13 protein-coding genes and 1 pseudogene are annotated in these 13998 nt (G+C 62.8%); 8 read left to right on the top strand and 6 right to left on the bottom strand.

The features are described 5' to 3' along the window. Positions 1-2: 2 nt before the first annotated feature. Entirely contained in the window at positions 3-401 is a 399-nt protein-coding gene (locus tag HMPREF2751_RS02340; RefSeq protein WP_049189869.1) for a globin, read from the bottom strand. A gap of 67 nt (positions 402-468) precedes the next feature. Continuing rightward, complete coding sequence (gene pepN / locus HMPREF2751_RS02335; RefSeq protein ID WP_070595306.1) at positions 469-3171, bottom strand: aminopeptidase N; 2703 nt, start codon at positions 3169-3171, stop codon at positions 469-471. Positions 3172-3347: 176 nt separating this feature from the next. Between pepN and HMPREF2751_RS02330 the strand changes: the two genes are divergently transcribed. Both HMPREF2751_RS02330 and HMPREF2751_RS02325 read left to right on the top strand, forming a co-directional pair. Beyond that, a complete protein-coding gene (locus HMPREF2751_RS02330) occupies positions 3348-3878 on the top strand; it encodes an SMI1/KNR4 family protein (protein ID WP_224783792.1) in 531 nt (176 codons plus the stop codon). A 148-nt stretch (positions 3879-4026) separates the two neighbouring features. Further along, positions 4027-4671: a mycothiol-dependent nitroreductase Rv2466c family protein gene (locus tag HMPREF2751_RS02325; protein ID WP_049193750.1), complete on the top strand. Its 645-nt coding sequence runs from the start codon at positions 4027-4029 to the stop codon at positions 4669-4671. Between the two features lie 36 nt (positions 4672-4707). On the opposite strand, the gene HMPREF2751_RS02320 is transcribed toward HMPREF2751_RS02325, so the two are convergent. After that, positions 4708-5904, bottom strand: coding sequence for a TIGR04053 family radical SAM/SPASM domain-containing protein (locus HMPREF2751_RS02320; RefSeq protein WP_070429500.1), 1197 nt, complete (start codon positions 5902-5904; stop codon positions 4708-4710). A gap of 228 nt (positions 5905-6132) precedes the next feature. On the opposite strand from HMPREF2751_RS02320, the gene HMPREF2751_RS02315 reads away from it, so the two are divergent. From HMPREF2751_RS02315 to HMPREF2751_RS10975, 3 genes and pseudogenes are all read left to right on the top strand, one after another. Next, positions 6133-6606, top strand: coding sequence for a ribose-5-phosphate isomerase (locus HMPREF2751_RS02315; RefSeq protein ID WP_005511109.1), 474 nt, complete (start codon positions 6133-6135; stop codon positions 6604-6606). Between the two features lie 276 nt (positions 6607-6882). After that, positions 6883-7167: pseudogene (locus HMPREF2751_RS10870) on the top strand (DJ-1/PfpI family protein); the annotation flags it as partial. 36 nt (positions 7168-7203) lie between these two features. Continuing rightward, a complete protein-coding gene (locus HMPREF2751_RS10975) occupies positions 7204-7332 on the top strand; it encodes a hypothetical protein (RefSeq protein WP_256364755.1) in 129 nt (42 codons plus the stop codon). Between the two features lie 16 nt (positions 7333-7348). Here the strand turns inward: HMPREF2751_RS10975 and HMPREF2751_RS02305 are convergent, their stop codons facing one another. Together HMPREF2751_RS02305 and HMPREF2751_RS02300 are read right to left on the bottom strand one after the other, a co-directional pair. After that, entirely contained in the window at positions 7349-8230 is an 882-nt protein-coding gene (locus tag HMPREF2751_RS02305; RefSeq protein ID WP_016422295.1) for a hypothetical protein, read from the bottom strand. 146 nt (positions 8231-8376) lie between these two features. Then, on the bottom strand, positions 8377-8610 hold the full coding sequence (locus HMPREF2751_RS02300) for a hypothetical protein (protein ID WP_048734899.1): 234 nt from the start codon (positions 8608-8610) through the stop codon (positions 8377-8379). A gap of 376 nt (positions 8611-8986) precedes the next feature. Between HMPREF2751_RS02300 and HMPREF2751_RS02295 the strand changes: the two genes are divergently transcribed. The 3 genes from HMPREF2751_RS02295 to HMPREF2751_RS02285 all read left to right on the top strand — a co-directional run bounded on the left by HMPREF2751_RS02295 (position 8987) and on the right by HMPREF2751_RS02285 (position 13595). Next, entirely contained in the window at positions 8987-10510 is a 1524-nt protein-coding gene (locus tag HMPREF2751_RS02295; protein WP_049170990.1) for a glycoside hydrolase family 1 protein, read from the top strand. Then, positions 10507-11814 (top strand): MFS transporter, encoded by a 1308-nt coding sequence (locus HMPREF2751_RS02290; protein WP_016422298.1) that lies wholly within the window; start codon positions 10507-10509, stop codon positions 11812-11814. The genes HMPREF2751_RS02295 and HMPREF2751_RS02290 overlap by 4 nt, the downstream gene beginning before the upstream one ends. 260 nt (positions 11815-12074) lie before the next feature. Further along, positions 12075-13595: an alpha/beta fold hydrolase gene (locus HMPREF2751_RS02285; protein WP_126107929.1), complete on the top strand. Its 1521-nt coding sequence runs from the start codon at positions 12075-12077 to the stop codon at positions 13593-13595. Between the two features lie 38 nt (positions 13596-13633). Here HMPREF2751_RS02285 and HMPREF2751_RS02280 read toward each other — a convergent pair whose 3' ends face one another. Beyond that, positions 13634-13846, bottom strand: a complete 213-nt coding sequence (locus HMPREF2751_RS02280) for a hypothetical protein (protein WP_048735147.1) — start codon at positions 13844-13846, stop codon at positions 13634-13636. Positions 13847-13998: the final 152 nt, after the last annotated feature.

The raw sequence follows: 13998 nt of genomic DNA, 5'->3' as shown, positions 1-13998 counted from the left end.
TCCTACTGCGCGTCGAAGCGGTTGATGAGCATGTCAGCAACCTGCACCATGTGGTTCCACATGGCTTCGCGCTGGGGGCGGGGGAGCTCGTCATCGGAAATGTCTGCGAGTGAGGCACTCATGATCTCCAGCCAGCGGTCGCGTTCGGCTTCGCCGATGGAAAACGGCATGTGGCGCATGCGCAGGCGCGGATGACCACGCTGTTCGCTGTACGAACGCGGCCCGCCCCAGTACTGGACGAGGAACATGCGGAGTCGATCCTCGGCGCCCTCCCAGTCATCGCTGGGGTACATCGGGCCGATGAGGTCATCAGAACGCATGCGCGTGTAAAAACCATGGACGATGCGATTGAAGACATCCTCGCCGCCGACGGAGTCAAAGAGCGTCTGAGAAGTTGTCATGGCACCAAGTCTATCGACTTGATGCCACGAAAACGATAACGGCCAAAGTGCCGGCCGAAATCACTTGTTACTTCGCGTCGAACTCGCGGGCGCGAAGAGCGAGCTTCACCAGGAACTGCTGCTCAGAGATGATGCGCTTGACCGGCGATGCAGTCTCGTCGCTGTCGAGCAGACGTTGAGCGGCTGCAATTGCCTCATCACTGATCTCCCAGGTGGGGTAGAAGCCCTCGAGCAGCGTCTGTGCCGTCTCGGATGAGAACTGCTTCCACCAGCTGTTGGCAACAGCGAAGAAGTGCTCCGACAGTGAGGTTGCCGACTGCTCCGCGTTGATGGTGGCGCGGGAGTCGTCGTCAAGCGCCTGCGCGAGCACTGCACCCGAGCCCGGCGCGTTGAAGCCGGCCAGCAGGTGGCGAATGACAAGGTTCGATGGGGCGTCGTCGCCGGAGACAGTCGCCTCAGCCCAGACGCGGGACTTGTTGGCGAGCGTCGGCACGGAGGCGCGGCAGGCGATGGCGGCCTGTGCGCCGAGTGCTGAATTGTCGGTCTTTTCAAGCTCTGCGATGGCCTCCTCGCCTTCGAGACCAGCGGAAACCAGAGCCTTCAAGGCGCGCCACTGCATGTCGGTGTCGACAGTGACAGCGGGGAAGCCAGCCTTGTCGGCGTCGCCGGCGTAGATGGCGCGCAGTGCGTCGGCGACGTCGCTATTCGACGAGCCCACGGTAGCCAGAGCGTTAACGAAAACCAGGGCGCGGTCGGCGTCGGTTTCCTTCTTCGCGTAGTCCAACAGACCCTGAGCCAGCAGATCGCGGCCGGTGGACTCGGCCCACTGAGGATCGGCGTAGACGTTGACGGCGCTGACCGCCTGAGCGATGACGCGCTCCAAGACGGAGAGCTTATCCTCGCCCGGGATGCCGCGAAGCACCAGGTTGACGAAGTCGCGAGCGCGCATCTGGCCTGCGCGAACCATCTGCCAGGTGGCGGACCAGCACAGTGTGCGCGCCATCGAATCGGTGAAAGCGCCGATGTTGTAGATGACGGTGGCAAGCGAGCCTTCGTCCAGGCGAATCATGCTGTAGGTGAGGTCGTCGTCGTTAACCAGCACGACGTCGCCAACTGGTGTGTCGACCAGATCTGGGACATCGGTGCGGGCACCGCGGACGTCGATTTCCACGCGCTTGGTGCGCTCAAGTACAGCGTCCGCGCCGGTGCCGCGCAGGTTGTAGATGCCCACTGCGATTCGGTGATCACGGAGTTCACCGGCACCCGGCTCGGCGCCTTCCTGCGTGACTGCGAAGGAGGTGTACTTGCCGTCCTCTTGATGGAACTCTGGCGCCAGGGTGGTGATGCCGGTGGTGGTCAGCCACTGATCGGCCCAGCCAGACAGATCGCGACCGGAGGCCTCGGAGAGCGCCTCCAACAGATCCGCGAAGGTGGCGTTGCCAAAGCGGTGGCGGGAAAAGTGAAGACGAGCACCGGCGAGGAAGGCGTCCTGACCAACGTAGGCGGCCAGCTGCTTGAGGGTGGACGCGCCCTTGGCGTAGGTGATGCCGTCGAAGTTCTGCTCGACGGTGTCAATGTCGCTGGCATCGGCGGCAATCGGGTGCGTCGACGGCAGCTGATCCTGCTTGTAGGCCCAGGCCTTCTCTACGTTGGCGAAGGTGGTCCAGGCGTGGCTGTAATCGGAAACCTCAACCTGTGCGGCGGCAGCCGACCAGGTAGCGAAGGACTCGTTGAGCCAGAGATCATCCCACCACTGCATGGTGACCAAATCGCCGAACCACATGTGAGCCATCTCGTGCAGGATGGTGTCGTTGCGGCGCTCGTAGAGGTAATGGGTGGGCTTGGAACGAAAGACGTACTCGTCGCGGATGGTCACGCAGCCGGCGTTTTCCATCGCACCCATGTTGTATTCCGGGCAGAAGATCTGGTCGTACTTGCCGAACGGGTAGGGCTCGCCGAAGTGCTTGGCGTAGAAGTCGAAGCCTTCCTTGGTCTCCTTGAACAGAGTGTCGGCATCGAGGTACTCGGCGATGGACTGGCGGCAGTAGATTCCTAGCGGAATGGTCAGCTCGCCGTCCGGCTGGTGCTCGGCAGGGGTTTCCGGGTGCGGTGCGACAGTGCCGGTCCACGAGTCAGTGACCTCGTGCCACGGGCCCGCACAGACTGCGACGAGGTACGTCGACAGCGGAACATCCACTGAGAAGTCGAAGGTGTCGGCCTCATTGCCGTGGACATCGGTGGTGGTGCCGGTCTTGGCTACCGAGTTGGAAATAACCTTCCAGCCCTTCGGCGCCACGACGTGGATGGAGTACGTCGCCTTCAAATCCGGCTGGTCAAAGCAGGCGAACACGCGCTTGGCATCGGCAGTTTCAAACTGCGAGTACAGGTAGGTTTCGCCATCGGCGGGATCCTGGAAGCGGTGAATGCCCTGGCCGTTATTGGTGTAACGACAGTCCGCATCGATAACGACGGTGTGGTCACCTTCGGTCAGGTCTACGTTAATGCCGGTCTCGCTGTCATAGCGAGCGGCCTCCGTGGCATCGACGCCGTCGATGGTCACACTCTTGACAACCGCATCACGCAGGTCAATAAAGGTGGAACCAGCGCGCTTCGCTTTCAGAGAAATTGTGGTCTTGGAAGCGAATGTTGGTGCGCTGTGCTGCCCACCGACCGGTGCGGCCGTAAGGTCGAGGGAGATGTCGTAGTGGGACACCTCGAGCATGGCCGCACGGTCGGCGGCCTCGGTCCTGGTTAGGTTCGTGGAAGTCATGCGACAAGTGTAACCACGACCCCGGATTGGGAATCGGGCAGTAGCGTGGTGGGCGGGGTGACCTCGACTTCCTCGCTCATTGCGTGTCGATTCGGGCGGTCGATTGGCGGTCGATTGAGCGAGATTTTGGCTTCTTTGGCATGCGAGCAAAGCCGAACGTGAATACACTTCGTTTCATGTACGAACTCAGTGATGATGCAAGCAAGGTTGAACGGGTCAACGCGGCGTGGGATCGCATTGAAGCAAAGCTTGGCGACGATGCTTTGGAGGCCCCGGCGACAGAAGCGGAACTGGATCAGCTTGAGGCTGACCTCGGAGTAAAGCTGCCAGACTACGTGCGAGCTTCGTGGCTGCGGCACGCGTCTGTGGACGGTGAGCCGTGGGACGGTGGCTGGATTGCACCGCCTAAGTCGATTCTGAATGACTACAAGCTGTGGACTCAGCTGCAGGCCGACGGCGAGTTCGATGACTTTGAAGCCGAAAGCATGGACAGCGCCGACTCGGATGGCAAGTGGTATCACGAGGCATGGATTCCACTGGTCATGGACTTCGGCGGAAACAACTACTGTCTGGACATGCGCTCGGGGAAGATGGTCTCCATGGACCACGAGGTGGGCTCGGAGTTCCTGGACTACGCCGACTGGCCTGCCTACCTGGAGGCTGCCGCTGATTCCCTGGAGGCTACGGGCTTGCCCTGGAACGGTTAGGTAGGCGATTTAGACGGCGCCCGATGGGGGAGCCAGTTAACACCAGGTCCGGTAGAACTTCGGACCCATCCGAATTCATGAATGCGAGCCGAAAAAATCCGCCCTATAGTCGTTGATAAGTCAATCAATGCTTTAGGAGGACTTTCACATGAGCAATCGAGACAAGGTCACTTTTTACTTCGACGTTTCCTGCCCGTTTTGCTGGGTGACGTCGCGCTGGATTAAGGAAGTCGAAAAGGTCCGCGACATCGAGATCGAGTGGAAGCCGATGAGCCTGTCGGTGCTCAATGAAGGCCGCGATGAACTGCCGGAAGATTACAAGTTCATGATGCAGTGCAACTGGACCCCGGCACGCCTGTTCAACGCCGTGTTCTCCCAGGATGGCCAGGAGGCCGTCGACAAGCTCTACACCGCGCTGGGCACGAAGGTCCACAACGAAAACCGCATCGATCGCCACGCGCATGTCGACGAGCCGGAGCACGCATTCGACGAGCTGATTAAGGAAGCCCTCGCAGAGGTTGGACTGCCGGAAGAGCGACTGGCCCAGGCCTTGACCACTGAGTTCGATGAGCTCATGCGTGAAAACCACGCAGAGGCCATGAAGGAGGTCGGCAACGACGTCGGCACTCCGGTGGTCAAGCTTAACGACGTTGCCTTCTTCGGTCCAGTGCTTACCCGTATCCCACGCGGCGAAGAAGCGGGCAAGATCTTCGACGGCTCGGTCGCCCTTGCCAGCTACCCGTACTTCTTCGAGATTAAGCGCTCCCGGACTGAGAGCCCGCGCTTCGACTAAGAAAGCAGTAGCAGCTGGGGCGCGCAGTTAGGAGAGCTAACCCGCTCCGGCTCCAGCATTCTGCCCGGTAGAGGCCTGCCGTTCTTCTTCGCTCATCGCAGCCCACCGCGGCGGAATGTAGACGCAGGTTGGATCGGATGCCGTGTAATCCCCGGTCAACGCGTACGCGGTCGACCGGGACCCACCGCATACGCTGTGGTATTCACAGACGCTGCACTTTCCATGCCAATTGTCCGGATCGCGAAGGGCCTTGAACGCCGGCGAGTTCGAATAGATTTCCTGGAATGGCGTGGCCTTCACATTTCCGCAGTGAAGCGGCAGGAAGCCATTGGGGTAGACGTCGCCGATGTGGTCAATGAAGGCAAAACCTGACCCGGAATTGACGGCCATGGGGGAGCGCGGGCGACGTGGCTTTTCCGGCACAGCACCGAGCAGCTTTGTCGTTTCCTCGGTCAAGTAACGGTAGAGCTCGCCGCCCTCATAGGGTGGCAGCCCCTTTTCCTTCGCTTCCTCCTGCTGCATGACGACGCGCCGATACTGCGGCGCCTCCGTCGTCTTAATGGCAATTCGGTTGGACACATCAGACAACCAGTGCAGAACATCCTCGCGTTCCTCCGGTGACAATGCGCCCAAATCCGCACCGCGACCAGTGGGAACGAGGAAAAAGACGTACCACATCTTGGCCTGCATCTCCATGACGGTCTTCAGCAGCGCTGGCGCCTCATGAATATTTCCCTTGGTCAGGGTCGAGTTAATCTGCAGCCGGTAACCGGCCTCGTTGATGTGCGGAGCCATTTCGAGCGTCTTTTCAAAAGTGCCCGAAAATCCACGGAACTTGTCATGGGTCTGGGCAGTCGCGCCATCGAGCGACATGGACATCGCCTTGCCACCGGCCTCACGCAGTGACTGAATCCGCTCTGGCGTGAGCCGCGGCGTCACCGATGGAGATAGCGACATATTCAGGCCCTGCTCCGTGCCGAATCGCACCAATTCTTCCAGGTCATCACGCTCAAAAGGATCACCGCCGGTGAGCACTACAAGCGGCTTCGGCTTGCTATACGACGCCAAGGTCTCCAGCAGCATCTTGCCCTCGGTGGTCGAAAGCTGGTGAGGATGCGGCTCGTGCTGCGCATCTGCACGGCAGTGCTTGCAGACTAAGCCACAAGCCCGCGTGACCTCCCAAATGACAATAAATGGTTTCTTGTTGATGTCATGCCGAACCGTTCGCACCACCGGTGCGTGATGATTCCCATGGGAGCCATGGGCTTCAGGATCGACTTGGAAGTGAGCTTGCGGCGCAGGAGACACGGTAAAAGCACCCAATTTCCGGTTTCGAAGGCGTGCTGAAACGCAAATACAGTCACTTTTCACCCTATTCGGCTGCGCAGGAGACGTCGTCAAGCAATACCTAAAACGGGTGCAGGCGCCGTGGAATCCGTGGGAACCGCTAAACTTGCTGCCATGCGTATTTACCTTGGTGCAGACCACGCCGGTTTTGAGATGAAGAACCTGATTAAGGCCCACCTGGAGAAGGCTGGCCACGACGTCGTTGATTGCGGCGCTCACACCTACGACCCTGCAGATGATTACCCAGCATTCTGCATTGAGGCGGCTTCCCGTACCGTCGCTGATCCGGGCAGCCTGGGCATCGTGCTCGGCGGTTCCGGCAACGGCGAGCAGATTGCTGCTAACAAGGTCAAGGGCGCTCGTTGTGCGCTGGCTTGGTCGGTGGAGACCGCAAAGCTCGCCCGCGAGCACAACAATGCTCAGCTGATCGGCCTCGGCGGTCGTATGCACTCTGAGGAAGAGGCCCTGGCTATCGTCGATGCTTTCGTCTCCCAGCCGTGGAGCGAGGAGGAGCGTCACCAGCGCCGCATCGACATTCTGGCAGAGTACGAAAAGACTGGCGTTGCCCCGGAGCTGCCAGAAGCTTAAAGGGATTGCTGTTCGCTATCTGTTGATAGGAATAAAAAAGGGGTCTGGTTCCAGAAAACTCTGGGACCAGACCTTTTTTCATGTGTAGACGGAGTAGGAATTGTCGTATGACAAATCAAGAAGCGCATCGCCGAGTAACTGTTGTGCTATTCCCCGGGTTCGAGCTCTTGGACGTATTTGGACCGGTTGGCCTTTTTGGCCATGTCCCAGAGATTGAGGTCGAATATGTCGCCAACATTGCTGGTCCGATAACCAGCGCTCAGGGGGGCGCAGGTTATCGCCACACGTTGTGCCACTGACCTCGAAACGGTCGATATTCTTCTAGTTCCTGGTGGAGCCGGGAGTAGAACACTAGTTGACGATGCAGAGTTTTTGGACTGGCTCAACAACCTCGGATCCCGGGCGCGGTTAGTGGCATCGGTTTGCACAGGTTCCGCACTGCTTGCTGCGGCTGGGCTTCTTGAAGGAAAGCGGGCAACTAGTAATAAGTTGGCTTTTGATTGGGCTACCTCGTTCGGAAACGAAGTGACGTGGGTGAAAGCGGCTCGATGGGTTGAAGACGGAGATCGCTGGAGCTCATCAGGAGTCGCAGCAGGTATGGATATGGCTGTTGCTTTAATTAGCAGCATCCTTGGCAAGGAAGCTGGTCGATTCGCCGCCAGAAAAATTGAGTATCGGCCTCAGACAGACGGCACTGTCGATCCTTTTGCGGATTTAGCGAAATAGCGGCGCCGGGCTTTTTCTAAATATCGAAACCGTCGAATCCGCCGTCGAAAAATCCGCCGCCGTCGCCGCCGCCGTCGCCGCCACCGAAGAGGCCGTCGAAGAAGCCTCCGCCGTCGCCTGCGTCACCGGCATCTGCACCGCCGCCACCGAAGTCGCCGCCAAGGTCATCTCCACCGAAATCGTCGCCACCGAAGTCTTCGGCTCCAAAGTCCTCGGTGCCGCCGAAGTCGTCAGCGCCGGTGCCCATGCCGCTGGCGAACTCATCAGCGCCGTAGGCAACACCGGCCATACCGTGGAAGAGGGTAGAGAACAGCAGCATCGAGCCTGCGGTCCAGACACCGGTGCGGAGCGCGGACTTCCACCATGGCTCGGAGTACCAACCGGCCGGAACCGGACGGCCAGCGACACGACCACCGGGGTAGTAGTTCGGAGTTTCCGGGGTGGCGTATGGAGAGGCGGTAACCGAGTGGCCTTCGTGCTCAATGGTGCGAGTTTCGGTCACAGAACCAGCGGCCTTCTGCCCCTCCAGCGGTGGCAGTGTCGGCCCCGCCGGCAGGCCCATAATTTCGCGAGCCGCATTGATGTAGTGCAGGCCCTCCAGCGCCGATTCGCGGGCCATTCGCGCCTGTGCCGGGGTGCGCGCAGTAGAAATCTGCGAGGAAGCGGCATTGTAGCGCTCGGATGCGTCAGCAAGAGCCTGCGTGGAAGCCGAATCGGTGCCAGCCAGGTTCAATACCTGTGAGCCCAGTCGCTCAATCCATCGGCGGGCGTCTGCGACGGCGTCTTCCAATTGATTGTTCTGGCGAGCATCAAAGGCCCTGTTAGAGCGGTTTTGAGCCATCGACGCGATGATAATTGCGCCGCCGACGGTGATCGCGATCAGGATTAAAGCCCCCATGGGCTAGGCCTCCAAAAAGGAAATTGCGGGTACTGCTTGTAATTACTTGAGATAACGCATGTAGAGCGAAAAAAGTTCCCGAGCTTACATATCTGTCCGACAGATGTAGCTCGGGAACCAGGAAATGATTGGGTATGGGTAGGTATCTATGATTCGGCGGAGTCGGTGCTCTTGGTGCGGCTCTTCCGATTGGCGTGCCATGCGCGAACTTCTTCGGAATCCCACAGGGTCAACCCATGAAGCTTCGCGACGGGTTCAGGAGCCTTCTTGCGGCCAGCGTAGCTGGTGAAAGTGCCACGTGCGGTGCCGGAAAAAGCAGCGCATTCGACCGCGGTCCATAGTTCGTGTCCAGTATCGGCATCGATAATGGTGGGCTTCATGGTGCCCAGAGTACCCGTAGCACTGGATCCTGAACAGAGGTCAGAAGAATTTCTGGTCCCCGGACGTCGGCTCAGAAAGTAAAAACCGGGAGCAATGCGCCCGGTTGCGTGGAGGGGATGACGGGAATCGAACCCGCGTCTTCAGCTTAGAAGGCTGACAAGTGGGGTTCCTAACGTGATTTTTGATTTTTTTTGGGGGGGGGACATCGTCAACAACGGGCCGGGGCTCCGATTCGTTCCAGGGGGAGCGGATTTTTCGCGAACGATCCGGTTGCTCTACTCGGTTGCTTTACGACGACCCCGTCGACGCGCGAAACCCATAATATTTTGTTTGAAAACCAAAAACTAGGCGTGATGTGTGACATAGGATGTCGGCATGTCAACCAATGTGCCTGCCAATGACCGAACTCTCCATCCTCAGCCGCGCACGTCGCCGCTCGCGAAGCCGTTGCATCACGACGTCGATCTGCGGGGTCTGCTGATCGGCACGGCGTCGGCCGCCGGGCAGATCGAGGGCGGTGACGAGAACAACGACTGGTTCGATTGGGCCCGCGAGCCCGGCAACATCGCCGATGGTTCGACCCCGCTGCGCGCCACCGACCACTGGAACCGGTGGCGGGAGGACAACGAGCTCATGGCGTCGCTGGGTCTGCCCATCGCTCGCATCGGCGTGGAGTGGGCGCGTATCGAACCGCGGCCGGGGGAGTTCGACCATGCGGTGCTGGATCGCTACCGTGAGGAGATTGCCGACCTGCGGGACAAGGGGATTCGTCCGCTGGTGACGCTCCATCACTTCGTCAATCCGCTCTGGTTCGCTCGGCGCGGCGGCTTCACCTCCGATGAATCGCCGGCGGCTTTCCTGCGCTATGCGGAGACGACCGTGCGGGCGCTCGACGACCTCGTCGACGAGTGGATCACCGTCAACGAGCCGAACGTGTACGCCACCCAGGCGCACATGTTCCGCTCGGGCCCGCCGGGCAACCGCTCGTGGGGCGACACGATGGCCGTGCTGCGCAACATGGCGGTGTCCCACATCCGCGGTTACGAGGTCATCCACGGCATCCAGGGGGATCGGGCGAAGGTCGGCATCGCCCACCACGCACGGGCGTTCGCGCCGCGCAATCCGCGCAACCCCATCCACCGCGGCCTGGCGCGGATCAATCGGCATCTGTTCCAGGACATCGTCGCCGACGCGCATCTGGCGGGGAAGTTCCATCCGCTGCTGGGCGGGGCGAAGGTCGGCCGCGGGTTGCCGTCGGGCCGCCACCACGACTTCCTGGGCCTGAACTACTACTCGCGCACGGCCGTCGACAAGTTCGACGACGGCACCTTCGTCGGGGCTCCGGTCAACGACCTCGGGTGGGAAATCCACCCCGAGGGCCTGGTCGAATGCGCCCGCGACCTGAACGAGCGTTTCGGCGGACCGGTCTGGATCACCGAAAACGGCACCTGCGATCTCGGCGATCTGGAGCTGTCGGTCGGTGGCGTGGACGCGGGCGTCGAAAAGCCGAATCCGGCCGGGGACTACGCCAACCCGGACGCCGGGGCTGCCGACCGCAGGCTGGAGTCGTTCCGGCCGCGGTTCATCCTGGAGCACCTGCGGGCCATCGCCGAGTCGGACGTGCCCATCGAGCGCTGGTACCACTGGTGCTTCGTGGACAACTGGGAATGGGCCGACGGCGAAGAGCCGCGATTCGGCATCGTCCACCTGGACTACGAGACGCAGGAACGGACGATGAAGCCGTCGGGCCACCTGCTGGCCGAGCTGGCCCGCACCGGGCGGATCACCCCGGAGCTGCACCGGCGCTACACCGCAGGCCGTCGTTACCCCGTCGCGGACGAACACACCGACCCCAACGTGCGGGCGCAGCCGCCGGAGCCGGATGGGGTGCAGGGATGAGCTCCTCCGAACACGCCGGCTCCTCCGAACGCGCCATCTCCGACGTCGGGCGTTTCACCGCCGACCCCGCCCAGCGCACGCCGGTGACCACCGGCTGGATCGTGCGGTACGGCCTGCTGTACCTGGGGCAGAACATCTCGTGGGCAGCGCCGACGCAGCTGTTGTTGGCGCAGCAGATCCTCATCTGGCATCCGGGGGAGAAGGAGGAGAAGTTCGCGCTCCTCATGGCGGTCGGCGGGTTCTTCTCCATCATCGGGCATCCGCTGGCCGGGTGGTTGTCGGACCGCACGGACACGCGCTGGGGCCGCCGCGCCCCGTGGATCCTCTTCGGCGGGCTGGCGGCGGCCGGGTCGCTGGTGTTCCTGGGCGCCGCGCCGGGCTTCATGGCGTTGACCATCGGGTGGGCGGTGTTCCAGCTGGCCATCGCGGCGTCAATCAACGCGGCCCAGGCGGTGGCGCCGGATACGGTGCCGGACAATCAGTACGGCGTGGTCTCGGGTGTGCTGGGGCTGACGTACACCCTCGGCGTGGTGCTGGGCACCGTCGTGGCCACGGTGTTCGACCTGGGGCTGGCGTACATCGTCACCGCGGCGCTGCTGCTGGTGCTCATCGGCCAGTTCCTGCCGGGCTTCCGCGACGTGTCCCGGGTGCGGTCGCAGGCGGCCGCATCTCCGGTGCTTGACGACGCCGGCGGGGACGCTGACGCCGTGGTGCCCGCCGTCGCCGAGGTGCCCGGAGGGCTCTACCGCGACTTCACGTGGGTGTTCATCGCCCGGTTCCTGGTGACCACGGGCAACTCGGTCGCGTTGTTCTACCTGTTCTATTACCTGCGCGATCACATCGGCCACCCCGATCCGGATGCCGGCGTGCTCGTCCTCACCGGCGCGTATGCCCTGTGCGTCATCGTCACCGCGATCCTGTCGGGCAAAGTGTCCGACAAGATGGGCAAGCGCCGGGTGTTCGTGGCGTTGTCGTCGATGGGCGTCGCCGGGGCCTGCGCGATCATGGCGTTCGCCGGGAGCTTCGCCATGGTCGTCGGCGCGGCGGTGCTGTTGGGTCTGTCGTGGGGCGTGTTCATGGCCGTCGATCAGGCCCTGATCAACCAGGTGCTGCCCAAGGCCGATGAGCGCGGGCGTGACGTGGGCGTCATGAACCTCGCCGTCGCCGGCCCGAACATGGCCGCCCCGGTGCTCGCCGCCTTCGCGTTGGCGAACCTCGGCGGGTACCCCGGCCTGTACGTTTTCGCGGGCGCGCTCACCGCCGTCGGTGCGGTGCTGGTGTACCGGGTGCGGTCCGTGCCCTGATCTCCGTGCGTTGAACAGCGTGCGGCCGGTGCCTTAATCTTCGTGCCTTGAACGGCGTGCGGTCGGCGTTACGGTTTGATACCGTTCGTTGCAGTCGATGAAAGGTGTTTATCCCCGTGCGCCCCACGAAGAAGTTGTCCCCCGCCGCATTCGGCGCAGCGTCCCCCGCCGTCTCCTCTGTGGAGACCGGTGCCGAGGCCCGGTCCGCGAGCCGAGTCTCAGCGGCCCCGTCGTCCCGGACGTCCTTCGTCCGCAGGGCGTTGGCCCCGGTCACGGCGCTCGCGCTGGCGGGCACGTTGCTGTCGGTGCCGCAGGCGTCGGCCGGCGGCTCCGCCGGTCCGGCCGATCTCGGCGGGTTGGACTGGGGCGCGTGCCCGACCGCGGCGATGACCGCGCCGGGCACCGTGTGCGCGGACATCGACGTGCCACGTGATTATTCCGACCCGGAGGGCGCGACGATTTCCCTCACTGTCAGCCGGGTTCCGGCGACGGGGGAGCGCCGTGGCGTCATCGCAGGCAATCCGGGCGGCCCCGGCGGCGACGCGTTGGGAATGTTCTCCGACGAGGCCGTGAGGATGCCGACCGCCGTCCGGGAGCACTTCGACCTCATCGCCGTCGAGCCGCGCGGCCTGGCCTGGGGCACCCCGCTGAACTGCAACGTGGCGGACATCCCGATGACGGGTCTGCTCTCCGGGCAGGTCGGCGCGATGTACGCCTCCTGCGAAGCCAATGAACCGGGATACGCGGCGACCATCACCACGGAGAACACCGCTCGCGATCTCAACCATGTCCGCGACGTGCTCGGCCAGGACGTCATGCACCTCTACGGCCTGTCCTACGGCACGGATCTGATGAGCACGTACGCGACCCTGTTCCCGGACAAGACGGGCCGGATGGTGCTGGATTCCTCGGTCGATCCTGCCGACCGTTACTTTCGGCTCGGAGACTCGCGCGAGCCGTGGCGCCGCGAGGCTCTCAACGCGATGTTCCAGTGGATCGCCGACCGTGACGACGAGTACGGCCTGGGCACCACCGCCCTGCAGGTGTACGCGCGCTGGTCGCAGCGCATCAACGAGGAGGTTGGCGCGCCGGGTCAGGTCTACCCGCCGCCGACGCAGGTGGGCGACGTGCCCGCCGCCTTCGCCGACGACCCGGAGGCGTTCATGCAGCTGGCCGACGGCGTTCTGCCCGTCGCGTGGCGCAGCCATTCCTTCGCGGCGAACCTGATGCGCCCCGGCGCCGGCAATCAGTCGGTGCTGCTGCAGCAGACCTTCGCGGCGACGTACTCGGAGAGCATGTGGCCCGACATCGCCGACGCCGTGGTCACCGGCGAGGTGGAGACCCCCGAACTACCCGAGGGCGTGACCCCGGAAGACATGATGGCGCAGACCGAGGCGATGGGAACCATCGAGCGGGCGATCATCTGCAACGACAACGTCACCGCCGCCGACCCGTCCCGCATTCCCCGCACGTACCTCGACCAGTTCACCGGCGGCGACATCTTCCGCCTCAACGCCGATGCGCTGTCGTCGGGGCAGCTATGCCTCGGCTGGCCGGGGCAGGGCGCTGCCGTGGAACTCAGCGGCGACGCCCTCGAGTCGAAGCCGCTGCTGCTCCACTACGACCGCGATGCGGCGGTGACCGGCACGGGCGGCCGCGCGATGCAGGCGGTCATGGGCGGCGAGCTCATCGAGCTGCCGGGCCACGGCCACGGCGTGCTCGTCGCCCACAACGACGCCGACGAGATCGCCAACGTCGTCGCCGCCCACTACTTGGGCTGACCGGTCATGCCGGGCTGACCGGTCCGAGATTGGGCCGGCTACTTGCCCTTCGCCTCGTGGCCTTTCTGCCACTCGCGCACGTCGTCGGAGTTCCGCGGGTTCAGCCCGTGGAGCTTCGCCGCCGGCACCGGCGCTTTGCCACGGCCCGCATAGCTGGTGAACGTGCCGCGCGCGGTACCGGTGAACTCCGCGCATTCGGCGACGGTCCACAGCTCGACGCCGGTGTCCTTGTCGATGATGCGAGGATTCATGCCGCCGGGACTAGTTGTGCGTGACGACGGCAAAAGACCCGACATGACAGTGCCACCGACTTGTTACCGACGCTGTATGAAACCGTGACGCGCGCACGCGGTCGTGACATGCCTGTGACGGGTTAAGTAAAGAAAAGTGTGTCCGCATGCCA

This window comes from Corynebacterium sp. HMSC063G05 (genome assembly GCF_001810555.1).
GTDB classification, from domain to species: domain Bacteria; phylum Actinomycetota; class Actinomycetes; order Mycobacteriales; family Mycobacteriaceae; genus Corynebacterium; species Corynebacterium jeikeium_D.
This window is presented reverse-complemented; position numbering and strand designations above follow the sequence as displayed.